Annotated in this window: 22 protein-coding genes; 10 read left to right on the top strand and 12 right to left on the bottom strand. The window is 58.3% G+C overall.

Annotation, left to right across the window (positions count from 1 at the left end):
* The first annotated feature begins 82 nt into the window (after nt 1–82).
* Nucleotides 83–880 carry a DUF2076 domain-containing protein gene (locus AC07U5_RS04985; RefSeq protein ID WP_494722448.1) on the top strand — a complete coding sequence of 266 codons (798 nt, stop codon included), beginning with the start codon at nt 83–85 and terminating at the stop codon, nt 878–880.
* Between the two features lie 98 nt (nt 881–978).
* Here the strand turns inward: AC07U5_RS04985 and queF are convergent, their stop codons facing one another.
* The 6 genes from queF to AC07U5_RS04955 form a co-directional block, all read right to left on the bottom strand.
* The gene (gene queF / locus AC07U5_RS04980; protein WP_062426350.1) at nt 979–1,443 is read right to left on the bottom strand and encodes a preQ(1) synthase; all 465 of its coding nucleotides are present in this window, start codon (nt 1,441–1,443) and stop codon (nt 979–981) included.
* Nucleotides 1,444–1,446: 3 nt separating this feature from the next.
* Nucleotides 1,447–2,364 (bottom strand): cation diffusion facilitator family transporter, encoded by a 918-nt coding sequence (locus AC07U5_RS04975; protein WP_494722447.1) that lies wholly within the window; start codon nt 2,362–2,364, stop codon nt 1,447–1,449.
* Nucleotides 2,365–2,490: 126 nt separating this feature from the next.
* Nucleotides 2,491–2,886, bottom strand: a complete 396-nt coding sequence (locus AC07U5_RS04970) for a glyoxalase superfamily protein (protein WP_494722446.1) — start codon at nt 2,884–2,886, stop codon at nt 2,491–2,493.
* A 29-nt stretch (nt 2,887–2,915) separates the two neighbouring features.
* The gene (locus tag AC07U5_RS04965; protein WP_494723256.1) at nt 2,916–3,551 is read right to left on the bottom strand and encodes a LysE family translocator; all 636 of its coding nucleotides are present in this window, start codon (nt 3,549–3,551) and stop codon (nt 2,916–2,918) included.
* A 128-nt stretch (nt 3,552–3,679) separates the two neighbouring features.
* Nucleotides 3,680–4,396, bottom strand: a complete 717-nt coding sequence (locus tag AC07U5_RS04960; protein WP_494722445.1) for a TIGR02117 family protein — start codon at nt 4,394–4,396, stop codon at nt 3,680–3,682.
* 58 nt (nt 4,397–4,454) lie between these two features.
* Nucleotides 4,455–6,644, bottom strand: coding sequence for an anthranilate synthase (locus tag AC07U5_RS04955; RefSeq protein WP_438370320.1), 2,190 nt, complete (start codon nt 6,642–6,644; stop codon nt 4,455–4,457).
* A gap of 296 nt (nt 6,645–6,940) precedes the next feature.
* On the opposite strand from AC07U5_RS04955, the gene AC07U5_RS04950 reads away from it, so the two are divergent.
* Nucleotides 6,941–7,891, top strand: coding sequence for an extensin-like domain-containing protein (locus tag AC07U5_RS04950; protein ID WP_494722444.1), 951 nt, complete (start codon nt 6,941–6,943; stop codon nt 7,889–7,891).
* Nucleotides 7,892–7,959: 68 nt separating this feature from the next.
* On the opposite strand, the gene AC07U5_RS04945 is transcribed toward AC07U5_RS04950, so the two are convergent.
* Nucleotides 7,960–10,188 (bottom strand): TonB-dependent hemoglobin/transferrin/lactoferrin family receptor, encoded by a 2,229-nt coding sequence (locus tag AC07U5_RS04945; protein WP_494722443.1) that lies wholly within the window; start codon nt 10,186–10,188, stop codon nt 7,960–7,962.
* A 364-nt stretch (nt 10,189–10,552) separates the two neighbouring features.
* On the opposite strand from AC07U5_RS04945, the gene AC07U5_RS04940 reads away from it, so the two are divergent.
* Complete coding sequence (locus AC07U5_RS04940) at nt 10,553–11,074, top strand: TIGR00645 family protein (RefSeq protein ID WP_062426342.1); 522 nt, start codon at nt 10,553–10,555, stop codon at nt 11,072–11,074.
* Between the two features lie 318 nt (nt 11,075–11,392).
* A complete protein-coding gene (locus tag AC07U5_RS04935) occupies nt 11,393–12,067 on the top strand; it encodes a helix-turn-helix transcriptional regulator (RefSeq protein ID WP_062440187.1) in 675 nt (224 codons plus the stop codon).
* 152 nt (nt 12,068–12,219) lie between these two features.
* Here the strand turns inward: AC07U5_RS04935 and AC07U5_RS04930 are convergent, their stop codons facing one another.
* From AC07U5_RS04930 to AC07U5_RS04915, 4 genes are all read right to left on the bottom strand, one after another.
* Nucleotides 12,220–13,419, bottom strand: coding sequence for a DUF2333 family protein (locus AC07U5_RS04930; RefSeq protein ID WP_494722442.1), 1,200 nt, complete (start codon nt 13,417–13,419; stop codon nt 12,220–12,222).
* A gap of 105 nt (nt 13,420–13,524) precedes the next feature.
* Nucleotides 13,525–14,556, bottom strand: coding sequence for a hypothetical protein (locus AC07U5_RS04925; RefSeq protein WP_494722441.1), 1,032 nt, complete (start codon nt 14,554–14,556; stop codon nt 13,525–13,527).
* 200 nt (nt 14,557–14,756) lie between these two features.
* Nucleotides 14,757–15,206, bottom strand: a complete 450-nt coding sequence (locus AC07U5_RS04920) for a pseudoazurin (RefSeq protein WP_062426338.1) — start codon at nt 15,204–15,206, stop codon at nt 14,757–14,759.
* 110 nt (nt 15,207–15,316) lie between these two features.
* Nucleotides 15,317–15,898, bottom strand: a complete 582-nt coding sequence (locus AC07U5_RS04915; RefSeq protein WP_494722440.1) for a thymidine kinase — start codon at nt 15,896–15,898, stop codon at nt 15,317–15,319.
* 293 nt (nt 15,899–16,191) lie between these two features.
* Here AC07U5_RS04915 and AC07U5_RS04910 point away from each other — a divergent pair, with 293 nt between their 5' ends.
* From AC07U5_RS04910 to AC07U5_RS04895, 4 genes are all read left to right on the top strand, one after another.
* Nucleotides 16,192–17,151, top strand: a complete 960-nt coding sequence (locus AC07U5_RS04910) for a choline ABC transporter substrate-binding protein (protein WP_062426337.1) — start codon at nt 16,192–16,194, stop codon at nt 17,149–17,151.
* 93 nt (nt 17,152–17,244) lie between these two features.
* A complete protein-coding gene (gene choW, locus AC07U5_RS04905; protein WP_062426336.1) occupies nt 17,245–18,096 on the top strand; it encodes a choline ABC transporter permease subunit in 852 nt (283 codons plus the stop codon).
* Nucleotides 18,093–19,139 carry a choline ABC transporter ATP-binding protein gene (choV, locus tag AC07U5_RS04900; RefSeq protein ID WP_494722439.1) on the top strand — a complete coding sequence of 349 codons (1,047 nt, stop codon included), beginning with the start codon at nt 18,093–18,095 and terminating at the stop codon, nt 19,137–19,139. The genes choW and choV overlap by 4 nt, the downstream gene beginning before the upstream one ends.
* A gap of 470 nt (nt 19,140–19,609) precedes the next feature.
* Nucleotides 19,610–19,927 carry an ArsR/SmtB family transcription factor gene (locus AC07U5_RS04895; protein ID WP_062426334.1) on the top strand — a complete coding sequence of 106 codons (318 nt, stop codon included), beginning with the start codon at nt 19,610–19,612 and terminating at the stop codon, nt 19,925–19,927.
* A gap of 276 nt (nt 19,928–20,203) precedes the next feature.
* Here AC07U5_RS04895 and AC07U5_RS04890 read toward each other — a convergent pair whose 3' ends face one another.
* On the bottom strand, nt 20,204–21,373 hold the full coding sequence (locus tag AC07U5_RS04890; protein WP_113261670.1) for a DUF3095 domain-containing protein: 1,170 nt from the start codon (nt 21,371–21,373) through the stop codon (nt 20,204–20,206).
* Nucleotides 21,374–21,676: 303 nt separating this feature from the next.
* Between AC07U5_RS04890 and AC07U5_RS04885 the strand changes: the two genes are divergently transcribed.
* Together AC07U5_RS04885 and ade are read left to right on the top strand one after the other, a co-directional pair.
* Nucleotides 21,677–22,783 (top strand): branched-chain amino acid ABC transporter substrate-binding protein, encoded by a 1,107-nt coding sequence (locus tag AC07U5_RS04885; RefSeq protein WP_112521140.1) that lies wholly within the window; start codon nt 21,677–21,679, stop codon nt 22,781–22,783.
* 162 nt (nt 22,784–22,945) lie between these two features.
* Nucleotides 22,946–24,652: an adenine deaminase gene (ade, locus tag AC07U5_RS04880; protein ID WP_494722438.1), complete on the top strand. Its 1,707-nt coding sequence runs from the start codon at nt 22,946–22,948 to the stop codon at nt 24,650–24,652.
* Nucleotides 24,653–24,697 lie beyond the last annotated feature (45 nt).

The raw sequence follows: 24,697 nt of genomic DNA, 5'->3' as shown, positions 1-24,697 counted from the left end.
GTAAGAAATCGGGGCTTTGAAAAATCCGATTTGAACTCTACTTCCTTGGTATGCGTTTCTCGACATGCCAAGGAGGCAAGAGATGTCACCAGAAGAAACCCAACTGCTTAAGGGCCTGTTCGACAGGATCAGGACCGCATCGTCCACCGCCCGTGACCCGGAAGCCGAAGCGCTGATCGACCAGTCGGTCCGGGATCAGCCGCATGCACCCTATTACCTCGCACAGGCCGTCATCGTGCAGGAAAAGGGATTGGAAGCCGCCGCCGCCCACATCAAGCAGCTTGAAGAACGCATCCACCAGCTGGAAACCGGTGCGGGCGATCAACAGCGCGGAACCCAGGGCGGCTTTCTCAGCTCCATTTTCGGCACCAATCAGCCGCAGGCGCCCGCTCCTGCCCCAACCCCGCAGCCCCCACAGCCGCAGTCTATCTATCGCAACGATATGTCCGGCCAGACATCTGGACCTTGGGGCAGAAGCCCTGAGCCACAGCAGCCAAGTGGCCCGTGGAGTCAGCAGACATCCGGCTTCGGACGTTCCGGTGGCGGTGGCGGCAGTTTCCTTCAGGGTGCGCTTGGAACCGCCGCGGGTGTCGCAGGCGGCATGCTGCTTGCCAATTCGCTAAGCGGCATCTTCTCCAACCACATGGCGTCATCCGGTTGGGGTTCGCCCTTCTCCGGCGGCAATGCACTTGGCAACGCGCCGGTCGAGGAAACCGTCATCAACAATTATTATGGCGACGATCAGCAGCAGGCCAACGCCGATAACAACGGCAACGACGTGCAGCAGGCCGACTACACGCCTGATGACAATGACCCGAGTTATGACGACAGCAGCAATGACACGGACTACGACTCGGGCGACGATAGCTCCTTCGTCTGAGCCTCGATCAGTTTGATCAGGAACTTCCGTTGGTGTGAGCACTGGAAGCGCAGACATTGCCATTTGCAGGCGACCAACGGAGATTCCTGGATAGGCTGTCAGCCGCGACCACGATAGGTCGCCACTCCCTGATCCGGTAGCCAGACGCCTTCGGGCGCTGGCCCGGTCTGCCAGAACACATCGATGGGAATGCCGCCGCGCGGATACCAGTAAGCGCCGATACGCAGCCACTTGGGCGCCAGCAGATCGACCAGCCGCTTGGCGATATAGATCGAGCAATCCTCGTGGAAGGCACCGTGGTTGCGGAAGGAATGCAGGAAGAGTTTCAGCGACTTCGATTCCACCAGAAAGTCACCGGGAATGTAGTCGATGACGATATGGGCGAAATCCGGCTGTCCCGTCATCGGGCAAAGCGAGGTGAACTCCGGCGCTGTGAAGCGCACGACGTAATCCGTGCCGGCATTTCCGTTCGGCACGCGCTCCAGAACGGCACTTTCTGGATTTTCAGGGGCTGCGACCTGCGCGCCCAACTGGGACAGGCCGGAAACATCCGTCACTGACATGGCTTAAACTCCTGGTTCTAAAACATTGACCCTGACGCCATGCGCCTGTTCGCTTTCAGGCTCGACGTGGATTGCGAGTGTGGCCCCGGGTATCACGCCCCTTATGGCATCTTCAAGGCGATCGCAAATCTCATGCGCCGCGCCCACCGACATGCTGGCGGGCACGACGACGTGAAAATCGATGAAAGCGGCAGACCCTGCCCGGCGCGTCTTCAAGTCATGCACATTGAGAACGCCAGCGGAATGCTCTGCAATGGCCTTCTTGATTGCCTCGTCCTCCTCCGGCTCCACCGCCTTATCCATCAATCCGCTCAACGAGTGTAGAATGACCTTCGAGCCTTGGATGAGAATATTGATGGCAACCAGAATGGCGAGCAGCGGATCGAGGATCGCGTAGCCGGTGACGATCGCCAGCACGAGGCCGATCAGAACGCCAACCGAGGTCACGACATCCGACATGATGTGATGGCCATCGGCCGTCAGCGCAGGCGAAGCATGCTTGCGACCGACGCGAATGAGAATGGTCGCCCAGACCGCATTGAGACCGCCGGCAAACGCATTGATTGCCAGACCCAGCACCGGTGCTTCCGGCAGGCGTGGCTCGAACAACCCGCCCCAGGCTTCCTTGACGATCAACAGCGCCGCCACGACGATCAGCACACCCTCTACAACGGCAGATATATATTCTGCCTTGTGGTGACCGAACTGGTGATCGTCATCGGCGGGCTTCTGCGCATAGCGAATGACGAAGTAAGCAATGAACGCCGCAACCACATTGACGGTCGATTCCAGACCGTCGGACAGCAGCGCGACGGAGCCCGTGACCCTCCATGCCGAGAGTTTCAGTCCAAGGACGAGAAACGAAAACGGAATGCCCCAGAAAGCCAGCTTTCGGACGAGAGCGTTACCTTCATCATTCATGGCGAAACCCCGTGCAGATGCAAACGAATTGCAGAAATGAACCCTAAAACGCACGAACCGCCCGCACGAGGGTTCGTGCAGGCGGTTCGCTGTTGGCGCGTTCTATGATTTAATCTTTCAGAAGGGTCAAGCGCTTTCCGTCTCGAGCCGCTCGCAGAAGCGGATACGATTGCCGAAGGGATCGGTCACTTCCATCTGCATACCCCAGGGCAGCGGCTCGACGCCCGGCTTCATGTAAGTGTAGTCCTTCGCCGCAAGCTCGCGCTGATAGGCTTCTACGCCAAGGGTTTCGACAAACACAGTCGAACCAGGCGTCGCATCGCCATGATGTCCGGAGAGGTGAAGAACCAATCCTGCGCGCGAAATCTGCACATAGAGCGGAAAATTTTCCCCGAAGCGATGCTCCCAATCCACCGAGAAGCCGAGGAAGTCGACATAGAACTCCCGCGCCTTGGCCTCATCGAAAATACGCAGGATGGGGCAGACACGGGTGAAGCGGGTGGTATGCGTTTCGTTCGACATGTGAATTCCCGTCTGACTGGCGCAGTCCATCAAACCCTGCTGAGCAGCAGCTTGATACCCGCAAAGCCGAAGAAGAGCGCAAGCGTTGCCTCGATCGAGCGCTTGGCCTTTTGATACATGCGGATGGCGGGTGTGGTGGAGAACAGCAACGCATAGCCACAGAAAACCACCAGTCCGAGCAGCCCGCAGCCGCCGACGATCGCGGCGAGCGTGGCGGGACCAGCACCGGGCTTGAGGCCAAGCGACATGACCGCCATCCAACCGAGAACCGCCTTCGGGTTGGTCAGATGCAGCAGAAGCCCACGGCGATAGAGCTTGCCGTAATCCGCCTTGCCGCGATTCCCTGCACCAATCCCTGCTTGTGGCGCGTTGATGAAAGCGGAACGCGCAGACTTGTAGGCGAGATAGAGCAGATAGATCCCACCCAATATCTTGATGACGAACAGCGCATTGGCGAAGGAAGCCAGCACGGCGGAGAGGCCGGTTGCGGCGATCGCAGCCCAGGTCAGAGACCCGGTCATGACCCCAAGTGCAAGCACCACAGCCGGCGCCCTGCCCTGGCTCATGGCGACGCCCATGATCGTCATGTTGCTCGGGCCCGGGCTTGCGGTCGCAATGATATAGGCGGCGTAGACGATCAGAAGTTGGTGGAGGTCGAGCATTATGGCTGGCTTTCTTCGGGCAAGGCTTCAGGTGCCATGTCATCCGACTGGCAGTGTCGTGTCAATTCGGGGCGCGCCGAAGCGTTGAACGTAAGGGGTACAGCAACAGTGCCAACCGGCTCGACCGTCGCTCACCCTAACCCGCCGACCCGCCGCGGCCCACCTGAGAACACGCCCGCATCATTATGCAAACGCAAGGACGTCGTTAAAAGCCAGGGCAACGGCGTCCACCACCCCGTGCCGATCCCCGCCTGCCGAAGGGCCGCCGCCGTCCAGATGTTGCAGCCGACCAGCACGTTGAAAGCGCCTTCCGCTTCGAAAAACGCATCGTCTGCACCATAAGACTGGCCAATGAGCGGAACCTCCCTCCCCTCCGGTCGAGAAAAGCTCGCAACAATAAAATCGAGCAGTCTCGCATATCCCGCGGCTGAGAGATCAACCGCCATGACACTCGGTTCTGACAGCGGGATATCGCCGGCAAGCGCCACATGCATCACCGACTGGTCGACGGTGAAGCTCTTCAACACAGGCATGGGTTTAAGATCCGCCCATGTCGGCGTTTGCGTGTAGAACGCCCGACCGCCCCAGCCGAAGACGAGATAGCGAAGGCCGGGGTGATCGATCTCAAGCTGGCCATCCCGCAGGAAGGCAAAACGCGCTAGCAAGTCCGCGTCCACCGGCACCGCAATGTCGGTATGGATCGGATTGCTGAGCACCAAAATGCGACGGGACGCTTGAGCGGGTGACGCGTCATCGGAGACGGCTGGCTGCCTTGGCACAGCCACGCCAAGAGCGATGCCCGTAACGGCAAGAGCCAGAACAATAAATATGTATTTGAGGATTTTCACCAGCGCTCACGCGATCAGGAGAAATGGCGGCGTCCAAAGTCGCCGCCAGGGGTTTGCGTCAGGCCGCCTTGGTCTTCGCCTTGCGCACCAGATGCGTCACCACATTCTCGATCATCCGCATACCGGCATCGCCGCCAAGCGTCATGATCGATTCCGGGTGGAACTGCACCGCTGCCACTGGCTCCTTCGTGTGCTCGATGCCCATGATCGTGCCGTCTTCGCTCTCCGCCGTGATCATGAAATCGCGGTGAAGCGTGGCCGGATCGGCAAAGATCGAGTGGTAACGACCGACGGTGACTTCGCGGCCCAGACCGGAAAAGACGAGACCCGGCTCCAGAACGCGGATGCGCGAGGGCTTGCCATGCATCGGGATCGCCAGTTGGCGAAGCTCGCCGCCATAAGCTTCGGCCAGCGCCTGGAGCCCGAGGCAGACGCCGAAGATCGGCAACTCGCGCGCACGGGCAGCCTTGATCGTCGCCTTGCAATCGAAATCGCCGGGGTTGCCCGGTCCGGGAGACAGAACCACGAGATCCGGCTGGAAGCGATCGAAGATTTCCGCCGGAACCGGTGTGCGAACGGTCGAGACCGTCGCACCTGTTTGCCGGAAGTAATTCGCCAGCGTATGCACGAAGCTGTCTTCGTGATCGACCAGCAGGATCTTCACGCCCGTTCCGACCTTGGCCGCATCGCGCTTGCCGACGGTCGAATTCTGGGCTTTTGCATCGCGAATGGCTGCAATCATGGCCGATGCCTTCAGTTCGGTTTCCGCTTCTTCTTCCTGTGGAATGGAATCGTTCAGCAGCGTTGCCCCTGCCCGCACTTCCGCAATGCCATCCTTGATGCGGATGGTGCGCAGCGTCAGTCCCGTATTCATGTCGCCGTTGAAGCCAACCATGCCGATGGCGCCACCATACCATGCACGCGGGCTCTTTTCATGGTTTTCGATGAAGCGCATCGCCCAAAGCTTTGGCGCACCCGTCACCGTTACGGCCCAGGCGTGGCTCAGGAAGCCGTCAAATGCATCCATGTCATCGCGCAGGCGTCCCTCGATATGGTCCACCGTGTGGATGAGGCGCGAATACATCTCGATCTGGCGACGGCCGATGACCTTGACGGAGCCCGGCTCGCACACACGGCTCTTGTCGTTGCGGTCGACATCCGAGCACATGGTGAGTTCGGACTCGTCCTTCTTCGAATTCAACAGCTTGAGGATCTGCTCGCTATCGGCAATCGGATCGTCACCGCGCTTGATGGTGCCCGAGATCGGGCAGGTCTCGATGCGGCGACCGGAAACGCGCACGAACATTTCCGGCGACGCGCCGACCAGATATTCCTGATGGCCAAGATTGATGAAGAAGGAATAGGGCGACGGGTTGATCGCCTTCAAACGACGGGAAATCGCCGATGGATTGCTGTCGCAACGCTCCATGAACTTCTGGCCGGGCACCACTTCGAAGAGGTCGCCACGACGGAAGCTCTCTTTCGCCTTGATCACCAGTTCGGAATATTCGCCAGGATGATGATCGCCGCGCGGCGGGATCGTATCGGTGGTCTTGAATGGCTCGGCAGTGGTCTCTTCTGATTTGCCTTCGGTCGTCAGCCCGGCCTTCTCGAAGTCGTAGCGGTCGATCCAGGCCTTGGCGGAATAGTGGTCCACCACCAGAATTTCATCCGGCAGGAAGAGCACCATGTCGCGCTGGTCTTCCGGGCGTTGCAGCGAGAGCTTGATGGCATCGAACTGGAAGGCAAGATCGTAGCCGAAGGCACCGAAAAGCCCGATGGCCGAGTCCGCGCTGGAATAGAACAGGTCGACAATGGCACGAAGCGGCGTGAAAACGGTCGGGATCTTGGAGCGCTCTTCCTCGGTAAAGACGCGGTCCGGCTCGTTGACCGTCAGATCGAGACGGCGGGCGGTCAATGCACCAAGCGTCAGATCCGGCGTTGCTTTCAGCTTCTCTGCAATGAAGGAAAGCAGGACTTCGCCGCGGCCATTATAGGCTTCGATCCACATCTTGCGGCCGAAGGAGGAAATGCCAAGCGGCGGATCGATGATGGCGGTGTCCCAGCGCGTATAGCGGCCTGGATATTCATAATTAGACGAGAAGACCGCGCCGCGACGGGAGTCGAGACCATCAACATAGCTGTCGATCGCGCTGGCATAATCGGCCGCGCGACGCTTGCGCGACACCTTGATGCCGCCTTTGGTCTCGTAAATTTCCGAACCGTCATCCTGAGTGATTGTAACCATTTTACCTGCAGTTCCCGTTTTTTAGACCCGATGATGACCGGCGGCAGAATAACAAAAAAGCCGCCTGAAATTTCGGGCGGCTTGGACGTGTCGTGTGAACATGACTGGTCAAGGCCGCCTCAGCTGCCCCACCACCAGATCGCAATGTTCTTCGATGTTGTGTTCATGGGCGAAATTGTTAGCGGCAATAAACCCGCTTGGCAAGCGGATTTGCGGGCTGTTCCTGAACCGGATCGCCCATTGGCGCGTTCTCGCTTTCGCGCAACCATCTGCGCGACAGGGGGCGACAGACCGACATGCTTCACCGTTTCTTCATTCTGGCAGCGGCATCGCTGCTGATTGCCGCATCCGAACCGCCAAAACAGGTTCCCGTTCCGGAAGCAAAGCCACAGCAGGAAACTCCGCAACAGGCGACCTCGCCGGAGAAGAACGAGAAGGCTCCCGAGCAGGCCTCGCCGCCAGCCGAAAACACGGTGCCAAAGCCGCAGGAAAAACCTCAGACGCCAGAGCCCCAAGATGCGTCACCGAGCGAAAACAACACGTCGGAGCAGAAGAAGTCTGCGGATGAAAAGCCGGACGCCGACAAAGCCGAGCAAGGCAAGCCCGGCGATGCAAAGCCGGCCGAGGAAAAGCCCGCTGAAGAGAAGAAAGCTGACGAGCCCGCGCCCGAACCCGTCATGCAAGAGAACCCGGATGAGCTGAAAGCCTGCCTGTCGCAACTGAAAGAGCTCGGCGCCGAGTTTCGCGAGATCGAGTCGATCAAGGGCGAAGAAGACGGCTGCGGCATCGCTTCACCCCTTGAGGTCTCCGCGGTTCTGCCCGGCATCAAGCTGGAGCCGAAGGGAACGATGCGCTGCGAGGCAGCCCTTGCGCTTTCCCGCTGGACAAAGGACGTGGTCATCCCCTCCGCCAAGATCGCCATGCCCGACCGTCAGGTCACGGCCTTTGGCAATGCCTCCACCTATATCTGCCGCAATCGCAACAGCGCGGCGACAGGCAAGATGTCGGAACATGCCAAGGGCAACGCCGTCGACATTGCGACCATGACCTTCGACAAGGGCGAGCCCCTCGTGATGAAACCGCGCACCGAGGACGGCACCATGGAAGGCGCCTTCCAACGCACCATCACCACCGCCGCCTGCCTCTTCTTCCGCACCGTCCTGTCGCCCGGGAGCGACGCCACCCACCAGGACCATCTGCATCTGGATGTGCTGGAGCGGAAGGGTGGGTATTTGTACTGCCGGTGAAAACCGCGGCGTAGTTCAATTGAAACGGTGGCGCTTCCGCGCCACCATATCGATCTAGAAGACCCTGATCAGAACGTTTTGGTCAGAGAGACCTTAAACGACCTTCCCGCCTCGGTGTAGAAATCGACCGGCTGATTGCCGCTGGATTGTGCCGTCGGGTTGACGTCGCGGGCGGCAACGGCGTTCCAATATTTCTTATCGAAAATATTGTAGACGCCAGCCTGGATGCGAAGGCCGTTCAACTGGTCCGGCTCCCACCAGCCCGTCAGGTTGGCGATGCCGTAGCCCGGCGCATCAAACGTGTTGGGATTGTTATCGTTGGGCATTGGTGCTGAGAAGATGCCGGACAATTCGACGCCCCAAATATCCTGATCATAGCCGACGCCTGCCACCGCCTTGAACGGCGCAACGGATCGTAGATAGGATTTATCAGTGCTGTTTCGTCCATAGGCGTAGGCAATAGAGCCGTTGAGGAAAAGCCCGTTTGCAAACTCCTTTCGGGTTTTTAGCTCGATACCGGAAATCTGCGCCTTATCGACATTGCGCCATGACATGACGAGCGGCGCCTGTGAGACGGTGTAGTCCTCGATGAAGTTCGAGTAGCGGTTATGGAATACGGTGACTTTTCCAGAAAGATCGCCGCTCTCATAATTCGCGCCGACCTCGAACCCTTGCCCAGTCTCTGGCTTCAGGTCCGGATTGCCGCGAACCTCGTAGCCGATGTTCGGGAAGTAGATGTAATACTCATCGATCGTTGGTGGCCGATATGTCATCGACCATTGCGCGAAGAGCTCGGTTTCAGGCGTGACTTGATATGTCGCCAACACTTTCGGCGAGAGGCGCGTACCGCTTTTCGGTGTCAATGCGCCGTTGTAACCGGCCGTCGTTTGCGGATCATAATCATACCAATCGAAGCGCACGCCCGGGGTCAAAGCAAAACCGCTATCGCCAAAACCGATACGATCATCGAGATAGATGCCAAGCTTCTTGCCATCAACGTCCGGCATATCTGGCTTGTTGACGGCAGCGCTTGCGGGCAGACCTGCCAGATATTGTTCGGTCTGGAAAAACTGCAGCGTGCCGCCAAAGCGAATTTCGTGGTCGAGAGAGCCGGCATCGAAACGCGAGATGGCGTTGCCCGTCAGACCGTAGGAGTTTTCCTCCACCCTGTTGTGTCTCATGTACCGAGCGGAATCGTTGGTGCGCAGGCCATCCGATCCAGCTTCTTTGGTCAGCTTTTGCCAGAAGATCGTTGCATTGGCCGCGTCGATAACGGAGTCTTCGCTCTCCGCCTCGTAGCTATAATCGAAAGATACGCGGTCGCGGTGGGTGTTTTCCTCACCCCAGCCCTGACCGGGCAGATAGGTCGTAGCAGGACGCCCGCCGGATATGACGACTGTGGGGCTCTGCATCGTTCTCAGGTCGAAATCGGTATCGAGATCATAGCGCTCTGCGGTCACACCGATGCGATGCCCACCAGCAAGATCCTGACGGACCTTGGCCATGACATTCTTCTGATCGAAATCGGCAGGGTTTGGCGCGGTCCGCTGGAAGCCGTCAATGTCTTGCTTGCCGAGGTTGTCGCGCTCATGACCCTTCTTGTAAGCGCCTTGGAACAACACCGAGGTGTTCTCGATCTTTTTCGCAACCGCCAGCGAACCGCCCAGGCTCTTGTCGGAGCTGTCATAGCCAAGCTTTGCCACGCCGCCCCAGCCCTTTTCTGGGTCTATCAGGTCTTCCGGTTCAAGCGTTCTCAGCACCAGCGCGCCGCCCATGGCACCTGGACCGATGCGGCTCGAATCCGCGCCGCGCACGACATCGACAGTCGAGAGCGCTGCAAAGTCGAACGTGTTTGCGCCGTCACTCAATCCCGTCGTTGGCGATGACGCACCCGCACGCACGAGGTTGCCGAAGGAGGAAACCGGGATTCCGTCAAGCAGCGTGACGATGCGTGGACCACCGAGACCGCGGATGAACAACCCGCCTACCTTGCCTGGCTTGCTCTCGGTGAAATCCACCCCAGGCTCCGTCGTATTGCCGAGATCGCGCAGATTGCTGATGTCCTTTTTGCGGATTTCGTCTGCCGTCGTCACGCTGGCAAGCGGCGTATCGGACGCTGCGTTCGCCGCCGGGTTACCCGACGCAACGCGCGCGCCCTTGATGGTAATGCGTTTCAGCACAGTGGGCTCTTGTCCGTCCTGCGGAGACACGGTCTGCGCCTGCGCGCCGACGCTATTGAGCACAAGCGCGAGCGCCGTGCAGACAAACAAAGCGGATTGAGAACCGCGGATAAGCATGATGACCCCCTGATGTCGAACAGCAGGAGGCAAGCGCGACGGTGCGCGCTACAGCCTCAAGGCTCGCTCGACGGATATGTGCTGAAATGTGACGGCTGAGCCGCTGGGGGAGAATTAGAAAACATGATTACGTGAGTCAACATAATAAATATGATTATAACAGTCATCATTTAGCGAGGACCATATTGTTGCAAAATTGTGACGCCGAACGTGCGGCAACCTCATGCTCGGTCCACCGTAAAACATCCCGTGATAAACAGAATGTGCAGCATGCTATGGTCTTGAAGATCGGTTTCGTCCGCTTAAATCACCGCTTTACGAATACGCACATTATCTCAACGCGAGCCAAGGGCGCCCCGCTGACATGAAATCACTTGAACTCATTATCGAACGAATCATTCTCTCGAGCCGCTGGATCCTCGTCGTCTTCTATTTCGGACTCGTGGCAGCACTGGCCGTCTACGCTTTTTCCTTTGCACTGAAGTTTCTGAAGATCGCCCAGAACGTCTTCGTCTACACCGATGCGGACATGATTCTCGCCATGCTGGCCTTGATTGACGCGGCGCTGGTGGCGAGCCTGATCGTGATGGTGATGATCTCCGGCTATGAGAACTTCGTCAGCCGCTTTGATGAAGCGGACGATGAGGTGTCGTTCCTCGGAAAGCTCGACGCCGGCAGTCTCAAGATCAAGGTCGCCTCCTCCATCGTGGCCATCTCGTCGATCCATTTGTTGCAGATCTTCTTGAACGCCAACCAGTATTCCGACAGCAAGCTGATGTGGTTCACCATCATCCACCTCGCCTTCGTCATCTCTGCCGTGATGTTGGGTTTCCTGGAAAAGCTGATGAACAAGCCGAAGCCCGGCAAGGCCGATCTCGATCTTTGATCTCTTCGATCCAAAGCGTGTCGCCCAAAAGTGTGCAGCAGTTTTGCGCGACACGCGGGCACGCTTAGACAGGCACAAGGCGAGAAGCCGGTGGTCGAGCAAACCCCGCGACTTTGAAAGTCGTGAGCTCAACCGCTCCAATAATCAAGATATTCAAACGATTAGAAAAACACCGTGCTAACCAAAGTTGGGACTATTGGAAATTAGGGGTGGAAATTTGTTGCCGTTCGTATATTTCTTGATGTTAACATATAAACCTTATCGAATGTAATCACCATGACAACACTGGAACGGCAGTCTGTATTCAGTCAGGAGATAGTGGCCTCCCAAAGTCGTCCTGAGTGGCTGCAGACCGTCTCCCGTCTCACCAAAACATTCGGCTTCACCCACACCACCTTGATGAAGGTGCCGACGCAAGGCGACGACCTTCTGGCTCCGGTGGTGCTGGAAACGACTGTCCCGGTCAACTTCATTCGCAGCGTCGATCAGCATCGCAAACTGCCGGATTGCCCTATTCTGGCAAAAATTGCCAATTCATCGATGCCGCAATATTGGTGCTTCGAAGACGACATTCCCGTGCCGCCCTATAGCGCGGAGTTGAAGAATTTGATGGTGCAATACGGTCTCGTCAGTGGCGTGATCGCGCCCATCAACTGTCTCAACGGTCGTCGATACGTTCTGCGTTTCGAAGGAGATTCGCCAAAGCCCAGTCAAAATGTGCTTAATGAGCTGGGCATTGTCGCCATCCATGCCTTCGACGTTTACGATCGTATTCGCAAGGCGGAACTGGTGGCGCCGAAAACGCTGACGAAGCGCGAGATCGAAGTCATCCGTTGGACATCTCACGGAAAGACATCCTCCGAGATCGGACAAATCCTTTCGCTGTCCGACCACACGATCAACGCCTATTTGAACAATGCGATCAAAAAGCTGGATTGCGTCAACCGGACCCAGCTCGTCGCCAAGGCCATTCGCCTGAAAGTGATCAGCTGATCATGATCGAAGCGCTGCGCGATGTGGCGGTTCGCTCCTGACGCTTTACGTCCTCGCTTGACGGAGCGTGCCAGCCGCACAACCGCTCAGTAGTTTCAGGGCCGGCTCAAGCGCTCCGCTATCCAGTCGGAGCGCTGGCCAAGCTCCTGAGCTTAGCGGTCCAGCACGGAACGCAACTCCACAAGGTTGGAGCGGACTCTCAGCACATAGAAGCCCATGGTCGCCAGATGCGATGGCATGATCCACCCGCTTTCGTCGCCATTGGAGATGATGAAGGGCTGAATGCGAAGGGCTGCCCGCGTCTGCGCCAATGTATCGTTCCACAAGCTGGTCACATTGCGCTCGCGAATGACCTGCTGGAAATCCGCGCCAGCGGCTGAGAGGATGCCGTAGTAACCGTAAAGCTGGCCATAAGCGAACCAGAAGCGATCGTCGGCGCGCGTGTCGAACCAGCCGCCATTATAATTCTCGGAACGCTCGCGAAGGATTGCGGAGGTGCCGCCAATATCGTTGGCGATGCGATCGATGAACTGGATGAGGTTATCCGCACGCGTATCGAAGACAGAGGCGCATTGAGCAAGACTGGTGTTGAACTTGCGCAGACTGTCTGCGGCCGAACGGTAGTAGCTTGGCGTCGGCGTCTTCGGGCCGAAGGGGCTCAGACCGAAATACCACGAATACTCGTCATATTGCAGATTGCCACGGGCATTTTGCAGGTCGTTATTGATGCCGGACGTTCCGCGCACACGACCGAGCGTATCGACAAGCTCCACCGCGGTACGGCGAACGGCCTGGTTCACGCCGCGCTGGAAGGAGGCCTTGTTGTCCAAAAACGGCGTACTGTCCCAATCGACGCCGAAAAGGCCGAGCTTGTAGAGCAGCATGGAGGAAATCCAGGCATTCTGATCGACATTGAAATCGATCAGGCCCGCCGCGACATCGACGGTGGCGGATGGCTGGCAACTGCGTGCAGCGGGAGCTGCGGCAACTGGGGCCGGCGCGGTTGCGGCTCCCTCGGTCGTTGGCTGCGCCTCTGTTTGCGCTTGAGGCACTGTCGCTGGCGTGGCAGGCAGCTCCTGCCCTGCTCCGACGGTGCGGGTCGAAAGCTTGTAGTCGTTGACGTAATCCGGATTGAAGTTCGTCCAGACCTGGGTTTGCCAGATGAAGTAGCCGTAGAGACCGAAGATGAGCACGAGGCCGACGGCAAGCGGTGCCTGTACCATCCATGCCCGCGGGCCGGCAGATCCTTGCCTCGCGCGGAACGGCCAGATCAGCGCCGCGCCAAGAACCGACAGGCCTCGTCCAAGCGCGCTGAAAACACGTCTGAAGAACGCCGAAACGGAATCAAGCATACTCACCTCTCTCGATTGTCAGTCAACGGCCCACTCCTCTGCGAGTACAGCTTCGTTCTCAGATAGGTGCGCGCGCGATGGATACAACGCAGCAAAGGTATCTTTTTACCGCGCAGCACCTTCAATCGCCACGATACGGGATCGTTCTATTCTGTAGCGACGGACAAAGGCCTCGCTGACGGGGGCCTTGCGCTTGTCGATATCATCGAGCGTGATGGCGTTGTGCGCGTGGATCCTGAGAAGATCGAGAAGATGGGGATGTGGCGACGTGTCTTTTTCAATGTCCCGCATCAGCCCGTCAAGCGTCATGGTCACGGCGCCATAGAGTTGGATGGCGCGTTCCATCGCAAGCGACAGCATGTTGTAGAGCATGGCATGTGCAGAAAGCCGCTGGGTTGCGCTTTGCGACAGCGATTCCTGCAGCTGGATCTGGTCTTCCAGACGCTGGTGGCGGGTTCTCAAAACCTGATAGGATTTTTCCTGCTCTTCCAGTTCAAGCGACAGGCTTTCCCGTTCGGCTTCCAGTGAAGCGCGGCGCTTGTCATCCGTCACACTGCCAAGCTTCCATTGCACGGTTGCGAGCGACGCGTTGATCTCCTTCAGCCGCTGACGCCCAGCCTCGATCTCGGCTGCCGACAGGCGGCGCTTTTCCATCATCGCAGTCAGCGGCGCTTCGCATCTCTCGTAAAGCCCCGAAGCGGCAGCTTTCTCGTTCGCCAGAAGCACGGCCACACCATCCGAAAGAAACAGCAGCCGCTTCAAGGTCCCGGCAATCGCGAACGTCTTCACCCGTTCGGCCTGAAGCTTCGTCGCCCTGTTGCGCGAGAAGAAGGCGACGAAATTCTCGTAACGCGTCCGTTCGCTGGCGGCGTCAAAACGTTCGAAGCATTTCTCGATGTCGGCGGAAAGATAGAGCGTGAGATTGGCGAGAGTCTTCTCAACCTCATCATAGCGTGCAAGGAGGGAATCGAGCGCCTGACGATCGCGCTCATGACTGAGCTGCGCCTTGTCATCCGCCCCATCTGCGCCAAAGAGTGCCGAGAATTGTTGGAACAGGCTGACCTCGGCTGCGCGTGTGTCGCTGATCGCCGCCTTGGCCTTTTCAATCTCGCTCTCAAGGGGCGGCGTCTTCGCCATGGCAGGTTCTCTCTCCCGAATCGATGGGGCACTTAAGCATGTCGCGCAAAACTGTGCAGCGGTTTTGCGATAACGACATGCGACAAAACAAGAGCCGAAGCGGGGAGAAAATCCGAAAGATCGCGACACGCATAAGGCCGCTCGTTTCATATATCCACGAACGGCCTGATCTCAATGCAAGAGCTCGAAGGAAGGGGCGCTTACAGATTGAGCTTTGCCAGTTCCGCATCCAGTCTCTCACGCGCCTTCTTCGGCATCTTTCCGGCCTTAACCGCGTCGAGGTTCGCAGGCTGATCGCCAACGACCACAAGCGCGACCATGCCCATGCCGAAATGCGGCGTGCACTTGAAGACGTAGGCGCCCTGCCTGTCGACCGTCACCTTCAGCGTCTCGTTCATCTTGCCCTTGGCTTCCGCCACACCCTCCGGCACCAGCTCCTTGATCGAAGCGGCATCGTGACCCTTGTCGACCGGAACGAAGGTGATGACATCGCCCACATTTGCTTTCACCGCTGCGGGCTCGAACACCATGGCCTGGCCATCAGCGCCCTTGTTCAGCATCTTGATCTCGATTTCGGCGGCAGCGGCCGGAAAGGTGAAGAAGCCGGCAATGGCGGCGGCTGTAAGAAGACGAAGAACGTGACTTTGCATTGCGCTTACTCCTGAAGTGGAACCGCCGGATGCGGTCTTTCCACGCCAGGTCCTACTCCCCCACGCACCTGCCTTCTTTGACCAAAATCAAACGCAGCGGAACGCGCGGCTCAGGCGTCTTGAACGGCCTCCACCCAGTGACGGCGGCAGAAGGAGACGTATTTTTCGTTGCCGCCCACATCGATCTGCGCGCCCTCCTTCACCACCTTGCCGCTTTCATCGAAGCGCGCCACCATCGTTGCCTTGCGTCCGCAATGGCAGATGGTGCGGATTTCCCGAAGCTCGTCGGCAATCGCGAGAAGCTCCTTGGAAGCGGGAAAAAGCTTGCCCTGAAAATCCGTCCGCAGACCATAGGTCATCACCGGAATGTTCAGCTTGTCGGCAATCATGGCGAGCTGCCAGACATGGTGTTCGGAGAGAAAATTCGCCTCGTCGATGAAGACGCAGGCGACCGGCTCCTCGCCATGCAGGCGCGCCACCTCGGCGAAAATATCCGTGTTGTCTTCAAAGATCATCGCATCCGACGACAGGCCGATGCGCGAGGCAACTTTGCCCACACCGGCCCGGTTGTCGAAGGCGGCTGTGAAGATCAGGGTCCGCATTCCGCGCTCCTGATAATTGTAGGACGCCTGCAGGAGCATGGTGGATTTTCCGGCATTCATCGCGGAGTAATTGAAATAGAGCTTGGCCATCATGCCCTCTAAAGTCTGTCAGGGATAAGTGGAAACCCGTTATCCCGAAAAGACAAACGACAACAAAAGAATCAGGTTTCAGGCTCTTTTGCCCCGCAAGACCCACAGAAGGAAGGGTGCCCGAACGAAAGTCACAGCTTTAGGGTCAAAACCCGATTCGAATAGAAGTTCTGTTCGTCGCGGCTGATAGTGTACAATGTCGCAAACAACACCGCCGCTCACGCAAATGCGCATGAGTTGATTGTGATTGGCGGATATTGATAATGATAAGGGAACAAAAAAGGGAGTAAGCAATGCTTGCACATCAACGTCGCTGTCTGGCTCTTGCCGCGGCAATTTCCGCAATCGCCGTCTTTTCCACCAGCGCTCAGGCTGCCGAACCGGCAAGCTGCGGAACCGTCCGCTTCTCCGACGTCGGCTGGACCGATATCACCGCGACGACCGCCACGGCTTCCGTCATTCTGAAAAGCCTCGGCTACGACACCGACGTGAAAATCCTCTCCGTTCCGGTGACCTATACGTCGTTGAAGAACAAGGACATCGACGTCTTCCTCGGCAACTGGATGCCGACGATGGAAGGCGATATCAAGCCTTACCGCGAAGACAAGTCGGTCGAGACGGTGCGCGAAAACCTAACGGGTGCAAAATATACGCTTGCCACCAATGCCAAGGGTGCCGAACTCGGCATCAAGGACTTCAAGGATATCGCAGCCCACAGCGACCAGCTTGGCGGCAAGATTTACGGCATCGAGCCCGGCAATGACGGCAACCGCCTGATTCTCGGCATGGTCGAGAAGGACACCTTCGGCCTGAAGGACTTCCAGGTGGTGGAATCCTCCGAACAGGGCATGCTGGCGCAGGTGGCGCGTGCCGATAAGGCTGGCGAGCCCATCGTGTTTCTCGGTTGGGAGCCCCACCCGATGAACTCCAATTTCAAGCTCACCTATCTGACAGGCGGCGACGACGTCTTCGGTCCGAACCTTGGCGGCGCGACGATCTACACGAACGTGCGCAAGGGCTATCTGGACGAATGCCCGAATGTCGGCACCTTCATCAAGAACCTGCAATTCTCGCTTCCCATGGAAAACGAGATCATGGGCAAGATCTTGAATGACGGCATGGAAGGCGAAGCCGCAGCCACCGCATGGCTGAAGGCGAACCCGAGCGCCATCGAGCCATGGCTCGCAGGCGTCAAGACCAAGGACGGCAGCGGCGACGCGCTGGCTGCAGCCAAGAAGAATATCGGCCTGTAAAGGCCGGTTACCTGCCTGCTACGCCCGGCTTCCGACCCTTCAAGCGTCGGAAGCCGAACAGATGAACCCGTTCACGAAAGGCATAATCTTACCGTGGAATGGCTCAGTGCACCCCAAAATCGTTTACCGGTCGGTCGTTACGCCAAAGAGGCAGTTGACTGGCTGACCACAAATCTTTCTTTCTTTTTTGATTGGTTAGCCTTTATTTTCGGAAGCGTTATCGACGCTATCCTCTACCTGCTACAGGCGCCCCACCCTCTTATCATCGTGGCGCTTTTGACCGCGCTCTCCGCCTGGATGCGACGCTCCATCGGAATGCCGCTCTTCACAGCCCTTGGCCTGCTTCTCATCATCAATCTCGGATATTGGAAAGCGACCACCGAAACGCTGGCGCTCGTGATCGCGGCAAGCTCCGTCTGTATGCTGATCGGCGTCCCGCTCGGCATTCTCGCGGCACGGCGCAAATGGGTCTACAGCTTCATGCGTCCCGTTCTGGATTTGATGCAGACGATCCCGACCTTTGTCTATCTGATCCCGGCACTGGTGCTCTTCGGTCTCGGCATGGTACCGGGCCTGATCGCAACAGTGATCTTCTCCGTCCCCGCTCCTATCCGTCTCACGCGACTTGGCATCATTTCCACGCCGCCGGCGCTGGTGGAGGCCGCCGTCGCCTTCGGCGCCACGCCCTCCCAGGTGCTGCGCAAGGTGGAACTCCCCTTTGCCATGCCGCAGATCATGGCGGGGCTGACACAAACCATCATGCTATCGCTTTCCATGGTGGTGATCTCCGCACTTGTCGGCGCCAACGGCCTTGGCGTGCCGGTGGTTCGCGCGCTGAATACGGTCAACATTGCCATGGGCTTTGAAGCGGGACTTTGCATCGTCATCGTGGCGATCATTCTTGACCGGCTCTTTCGCCTGCCAGGCTCGGAGGATGAAGTATGAGTGACGCGATCATCTTCGGAAACGTCGATATCGTCTTCGGCGACAATCCTCACCTTGCGCTTCCGCTGATCGATGCGGAGCGGACCCGCAGCGAAATCAACAAAGAGACCGGTCTGGTGCTTGGCGTTGCCAATGCCTCGCTCTCGGTCAAGGAGGGCGAAATCCTCGTCCTCATGGGACTGTCGGGCTCCGGCAAATCCACGCTGCTGCGCGCCGTCAACCGCCTTGCCCCGGTGGTGCGCGGCAGTGTCAGCGTCAAGACCGATACGGGATATGTCGATCCCTATCGGGCATCGTCCAAGGTGCTGCGCGACCTTCGCTCCCGCACCGTCTCCATGGTCTTTCAGCAGTTCGGACTCCTGCCCTGGCGCAATGTTGCCGATAATGTCGGCTTCGGGCTGGAGCTTTCCGGCGTGCGGGAGGCCGAGCGCAAGAAGCGCGTTGCCGAACAGCTCGAACTCGTCAATCTCTCCGACTGGGCCGAGCGCAAGGTGGGCGAGCTTTCCGGCGGCATGCAGCAGCGTGTGGGTCTTGCCCGCGCCTTTGCGACCGGCGCGCCGATCCTTTTGATGGACGAGCCGTTCTCAGCCCTCGACCCGCTGATCCGCAGCCGACTTCAGGAAGAGCTGCTGGAGTTTCAAAGCAGGCTGAAGAAAACGATCCTCTTCGTCAGCCACGATCTGGACGAGGCCTTCCGCATCGGCAATCGCATCGCCATGATGGAGGGGGGACGCATCATCCAGTGCGGCACGCCGCAGGAGATCGTGCGTAACCCCGCCACCCAGTATGTTGCGGATTTCGTGCAGAACATGAACCCGATTTCCATGCTGACGGCCGCCGACGTGATGCGGCGCGGCGTTGCAGTCGATCACGGCAACAACCCGGTCGTGGCAACAGCTCGCCCTTCCTTGCCCTTGATCGACATTCTCGATGCCATGGCGAGACAGCCCGGTACGATCGGCGTCGTCGAACAGGGTGCCGTCATTGGCACCATCACCTCGGAAGACATCGTCCGGGGACTGACGCGTCACCGCAACGTCTAGATTCTGCCTGGTTGGAGGACAACTAGCCGAGGGCGGGCTGATCCCAAAGAATGGGGTCTTTTCAATACCACGGCATCCGAAGCAGCGTAGGCCCGACAGGCCTGCGCTGCTTTCTTTTCCCTCACCCCGCAACGCACACACTACTAGATTTGGGACATGCCGAGATTTGAGATTAAAATATGACTACAGCTGTCAAAATTAAGAAGAATAAAAAAATATTATTTTTGACCGAATTTGACATTAATCATTTCTTCGTTCGCGTTACTTACGATTTTTAGCAGAAAATAATACTCCAAAACAGCCTTGCGAGATAATGAGTGTCTAAATTACGACACTTCTAATAAAGCGTGGCCTTTACCTTAGATTTAGGTATATACAGTCTCGCGACCATGTTGGTAAAACTTGACGCATGGGGCAATTCGTTGCCGGACAAGAAGGCCTAGGGGCGGCTTCGAATTAGGAGACTGGAAATGACAGAGCAGACCTTATCAGAACAGGCTAATGCAGCGGCAGGGCTTCTGTCGGCAATGGCTAACCCCAAAAGGCTGATGATTCTTTGCAGCTTGGTTGAGGGTGAAGTTCCGGTCGGCGTTCTGGCTACCCAGGTTGGCCTCAGCCAATCGGCTTTGTCTCAGCATCTCTCCAAGCTTCGTGCACAACGCCTCGTCAAGACGCGCCGCGATGCACAGACGATCTACTATTCCAGCACGTCGGACTCGGTGAAGAAGATCCTGGCATCGCTTGAAGAGATCTACTGCGCGCAGAACGACAGCAAGTCCGCGGCCTGATCGACAGCATCGGCCCGAACATCGGGCTCGATCTTCGCAAAGCACGATCAAAAAGGTAAAGCGTTCTTTGTGCGCCCAATAGGCCGCGCGGCGCTTTGAAGCATGGTCCAAGCAAACTGTTCAGCGGTTTTGCGATACCGACCCGCGACAAAACCAAAACCTAAAGCGCAAGGAGCGAATCTGAAAGATCGCGACGCGCTTTAGAAGCCCGAAAACGGGGTGCGCGCCGCTCCAGACGAGTCTTTAGGGCTCAAGCCACGCAGGCACCTCGACCGTTCAGACCGATGATGCCGAACGCTCTTTCAGCATCTGCGCTGCACGCGCATAGCCACCGGCAGCCCCATCGACAAAATGCATGTGGTCGCGTGACAGTGGTGACGGAACGACGCAGGTCATCAGGGCCGCATCCTGCTCATGCAATCCATAAAAGCAGACACCGTCACGCTCCGCACCTTCCAGCCGTGCCTTGATGCGGGAAAGCCGGTCTGCATCTACATCGATCGTCATCTTCAGCCCGTCGTCGAACTTACGAAAGTCCGTATTGCTCGCGACAGTCGTCTTGTACTGAACAGGGTCGAAGCGCCCCACCGGCTTTCTTAACCAGTAGAGCACCGTAATCAGAACGGTCTGGAACGCCACCCAACAGCCTTTGCGAAACTGCGACACACGATCGCCGAGACCGGACAGCGCTTTGGCCTCCATCACCAGCCCCTCACGGATAAAACCGAGCGCCGGCCCCTCGACAGGCACGGGGTGGCCTTCGCGACCGTCCTCATTCGCAAGTGTGACGATATCGGCAACCAGCCGACGAAAGGCCGCCATGTCTCCGCCCGGACGTGGGGTGGCGATGATCGACACCACCGCACCATAGCGCGCCTGTATGGGATTCCATCGGCACGACAGGCCGGAAAGATCAGGCCTGTCGCCTGCCCCGGCCTCGTCTACAAGATAGTGCCCACCCTTCATCTGCATGTCCGCCCAGTTGTTGCCGCCACCGGAGAACATGGCATAGGACACGTCATCGCTCGCCTGAAACCGCGCCACGCGCACATCCAGCCCATTGGCCCTGATTTCCGTCAATGGGACGAGTGCTGCACGCAGCGTCAGGCCAAGATCCTCGCTCACCCAACGCCGGACTTTCGAGAGCGCCGCGCGCGATGCTTCGATCGCCTGCGGCGGCACGGCGACAGCCGCACCGTCGCCGCCGAAAACAAAGGGTAGGTCATGGCGGTCCAAGGCGTTGAGGATGCCGGAGATGACGCCAGCACCCGCCATATTGACGGACTTGTACCGGCCTTGCGCAATGGCATCGGTGGAATCGACGATGTCGGCAAGCGCCAGCGCCCAGCCATCGGGAAGCGGACGATAGAGTTCCGGCTCAGCGACATCTTCGAAATGTCGAAAGACAGGCAGATGGGACAGAAATTCTTCATCGGACGATAGCATCGTCATAATATCCTCCCCGCCTGATGGAAAAGCCAGTCTTTATCGCGCTGTCATAGACCAAACCTCGCCTCTCTACTGTGGCGGCGATCACATAGCTTTTACAAGGGCTTTTACGTCCAGGCGCCGCTTCCAGATCAAACACGACTTGCTAAATCGCCATCGCCTTGTCACAAAGCAAGACTGGGGTACGGAATTCAAATGTGAAACGGCACTCCTTTGCCTGACGAACGGCGCCTCGTATCAGCGAGCACGTTGCCGGTATCGGGCCGAATCGGGCGATACGCCCAACCCAAGGAGAAATGAATGAAAATCAAGATTTTGACCGGCCTGGCGCTTGCCGCCTCCGTGGCCTTTGCACCCGCAGCGCATGCCGAGATCGTCATCGGTCTCGTAGCCCCGCTCACGGGTCCGGTTGCCGCTTATGGCGACCAGGTGAAGAACGGCGCGCAGACTGCCGTCGATGTCATCAACAAGAATGGCGGCATTCTCGGCGAGAAGGTCGTGCTGAAGCTCGCCGATGATGCCGGCGAACCCAAGCAGGGCGTTTCCGCCGCCAACCAGCTGGTTGCAGACGGCATCAAATTCGTCGTCGGCCCGGTCACGTCCGGCGTTGCCATTCCGGCCTCCGACGTTTTCGCTGAAAACGGCGTCGTCATGGTCACACCGACAGCAACGGCACCGGACCTCACCAATCGCGGCCTGACAAACATCTTCCGCACCTGCGGTCGTGACGACCAGCAGGCTGAAGTGGCTGCGAAGTTCGTTCTGGCGCAGCTGAAGGACCGTCAGATCGCCATCATTCACGACAAGGGCGCTTACGGTAAGGGCCTTGCCGACGCCTTCAAGAAGACATTGAATGCCGGCGGCGTGACGGAAGTCATGTATGACGCGCTGACACCGGGCGAAAAGGATCTGAGCGCGCTCACCGCCCGTCTGAAGTCCGAGGGCGTGGACGTCGTCTATTTCGGCGGATACCATCCGGAAGCCGGTCTTCTGGTACGCCAGCTGCACGACATCGGCGCGAAGGCGACCGTGATTGCCGGTGATGGCCTTTCCAACTCCGAGTTCGCCAATATCGGCGGCACTGCGGCAGATGGCACCATCTTCACCAATGCTGCCGACGCAACGAAGAGCGCGGACTCCAAGGCAGCCGCTGACGCGTTGAAGGCCGCCAACATTCCGGCCGAAGCCTTCACCCTGAATGCCTATGCCGCCGTGGAAGTTCTCAAAGCCGGTATCGAAAAGGCTGGCTCTGCCGAGGATTCCGAAGCGGTTGCCACGGCGCTTAAGGGCGGCGAGCCGATCCCGACAGCCATCGGCAAGCTGACCTATGGCGAAACAGGCGACCTGACCTCGCAGGCCTTCTCGCTCTACAAGTGGCAGGGCGGCAAGATCGTTTCGGCCGAGTAAGGTGCCGCCTCTCCTCCGCTGATCGAGCGCGAGGATGGTGACCGCAACCGAAAGACAAGTTGATCGAACCGGGCGCTCTCAACGCGCCCGGTTTTCTTTTTGCATGAATAGCGCTTTCCAGGCTTAATTGTCGCAAGGCACAGAATCGAAATGAGGTGACGCGTGGTATCGAAACTCGAACGCAAGATCGACCAGGGAACGGGACGTGAGAAGGCGGATATCGTTCTGAAGGGCGGACGCTTCTTCGATCTGGTCACGGGTGAACTCGTCGCGTCCGATATTGCGATCTGCGGCGATGCGATCGTTGGCACTTGCGAGACCTATCACGGCGTCGAGGAGATCGACATCTCCGGCAAGATCGTCGTGCCGGGCTTCATCGACACCCATCTTCACATCGAATCTTCGCTGGTCACGCCGCACGAATTCGACCGTTGCGTCCTGCCTTACGGCGTGACGACCGTGATCTGCGATCCGCATGAAATCGCCAATGTGCTCGGCGCGGAGGGTATCCAGTTCTTCCTGGATTCCTCGCTCGAGACCATCATGGATATCCGCGTGCAGCTTTCCTCCTGCGTGCCCGCCACCCATCTGGAAACCGCTGGCGCGGATCTGCCGATCGAAAAGCTCCTGCCCTTCCGCGATCATCCACAGGTCATCGGTCTTGCGGAATTCATGAATTTCCCCGGCGTGATCCATAAGGATCCGATCTGCATGGCGAAACTCGAGGCGTTTCAGGGCCAGCATATCGACGGCCACGCGCCGCTTCTGTCCGGCACCGGGCTTAACGGCTATCTGTCGACCGGTATCCGCACCGAGCATGAATGCACCAGCGCCAAGGAAGCGCTCGAAAAGATCCGCAAGGGCGTGCATATTCTGGTCCGTGAAGGGTCGGTATCGAAAGACCTGCACGCGCTGATGCCGATCATCACCGAGCGCCTGTCGCCCTATCTGGCGCTCTGCACCGATGACCGCAATCCCCTCGATATCGCCGAACAGGGTCATCTGGACTATATGATCCGCACTGCCATCGCCAACGGCGTTCAGCCGCTGGCCGTCTACCGCGCCGCATCGATTTCGGCAGCGAAAGCCTTTGGCTTGCGCGATCGTGGTCTCGTCGCGCCCGGTTGGCGCGCCGATCTGGTGGTGATCGACACGCTGCAGAACTGCAAGGCCTCCATGGTCTTCTCCGCCGGCAGACGCGTCACGGACGCGCTTTTCGCCACCCGCAAGTCGGTTGCTCCGGTCGGCCTCGACAGCGTCAAGGCAAGGCGGGTGCTCGCCGCCCATTTTGGCGTGCCGGTAACGGAAGGCAAGACGTCCGTTCTCGGCGTATTGCCGGGCAAAATCATCACCGAACATCGCCGCTACAAGTTGCCAAGCGACGGCAACCAGACGAGCGTCGATCTCGACAACGACATCATCAAGGTGGCGGTCATCGAGCGACACGGCAAGAACGGCAATCACGCCAACGGCTTCGTTCAGGGTTTTGGCCTGAAGAAGGGCGCCATCGCCTCCACCGTCGGCCATGACAGCCATAATATCTGCGTCGTGGGCGTCAGCGAAGATGACATGGCGCTCGCTGCCAATCGTCTCGGAGAGATCAAGGGCGGCTTTGTCGTGGCGGAAAACGGCAGGATCACCGGTGAGATCGCCCTCCCCGTTGCCGGCCTGATGAGCCTGGAGCCCTACGAGAGCGTGCGCGACACGCTGCACACGCTGCGCCAAGCGGCCTATGCGCTGGGCACGACATTGGAAGAACCCTTCCTTCAGGTGGCGTTTCTGCCTCTTCCCGTCATACCTCACCTGAAGATCTCCGATAAGGGCCTGGTGGATGTCGATCTTTTCAAGCTCATCACGGCTGAAGGATGAACACGTGCCCGCTCGCGGAGACAATTATAAGTAAATAGTCTAATT

Source organism: Agrobacterium sp. GW821-FHT02D03, from assembly GCF_059421725.1.
Note: the sequence above shows the minus strand (reverse complement) of the source record. Positions and strands in the feature narration are given on the sequence as shown.

Coding starts and splice junctions, on each gene's coding strand:
- AC07U5_RS04955 (WP_438370320.1), bottom strand. CDS start 6,644: ATGGTTACAATCACTCAGGATGACGGTTCGGAAATTTACGAGACCAAA.
- AC07U5_RS04940 (WP_062426342.1), top strand. CDS start 10,553: ATGAAATCACTTGAACTCATTATCGAACGAATCATTCTCTCGAGCCGC.
- AC07U5_RS04925 (WP_494722441.1), bottom strand. CDS start 14,556: ATGGCGAAGACGCCGCCCCTTGAGAGCGAGATTGAAAAGGCCAAGGCG.
- AC07U5_RS04885 (WP_112521140.1), top strand. CDS start 21,677: ATGAAAATCAAGATTTTGACCGGCCTGGCGCTTGCCGCCTCCGTGGCC.
- AC07U5_RS04970 (WP_494722446.1), bottom strand. CDS start 2,886: ATGTCGAACGAAACGCATACCACCCGCTTCACCCGTGTCTGCCCCATC.
- queF (WP_062426350.1), bottom strand. CDS start 1,443: ATGTCAGTGACGGATGTTTCCGGCCTGTCCCAGTTGGGCGCGCAGGTC.
- AC07U5_RS04910 (WP_062426337.1), top strand. CDS start 16,192: ATGCTTGCACATCAACGTCGCTGTCTGGCTCTTGCCGCGGCAATTTCC.
- AC07U5_RS04890 (WP_113261670.1), bottom strand. CDS start 21,373: ATGCTATCGTCCGATGAAGAATTTCTGTCCCATCTGCCTGTCTTTCGA.
- AC07U5_RS04950 (WP_494722444.1), top strand. CDS start 6,941: ATGCTTCACCGTTTCTTCATTCTGGCAGCGGCATCGCTGCTGATTGCC.
- AC07U5_RS04945 (WP_494722443.1), bottom strand. CDS start 10,188: ATGCTTATCCGCGGTTCTCAATCCGCTTTGTTTGTCTGCACGGCGCTC.
- choV (WP_494722439.1), top strand. CDS start 18,093: ATGAGTGACGCGATCATCTTCGGAAACGTCGATATCGTCTTCGGCGAC.
- AC07U5_RS04985 (WP_494722448.1), top strand. CDS start 83: ATGTCACCAGAAGAAACCCAACTGCTTAAGGGCCTGTTCGACAGGATC.
- AC07U5_RS04915 (WP_494722440.1), bottom strand. CDS start 15,898: ATGGCCAAGCTCTATTTCAATTACTCCGCGATGAATGCCGGAAAATCC.
- AC07U5_RS04920 (WP_062426338.1), bottom strand. CDS start 15,206: ATGCAAAGTCACGTTCTTCGTCTTCTTACAGCCGCCGCCATTGCCGGC.
- AC07U5_RS04975 (WP_494722447.1), bottom strand. CDS start 2,364: ATGAATGATGAAGGTAACGCTCTCGTCCGAAAGCTGGCTTTCTGGGGC.
- AC07U5_RS04895 (WP_062426334.1), top strand. CDS start 19,610: ATGACAGAGCAGACCTTATCAGAACAGGCTAATGCAGCGGCAGGGCTT.
- AC07U5_RS04930 (WP_494722442.1), bottom strand. CDS start 13,419: ATGCTTGATTCCGTTTCGGCGTTCTTCAGACGTGTTTTCAGCGCGCTT.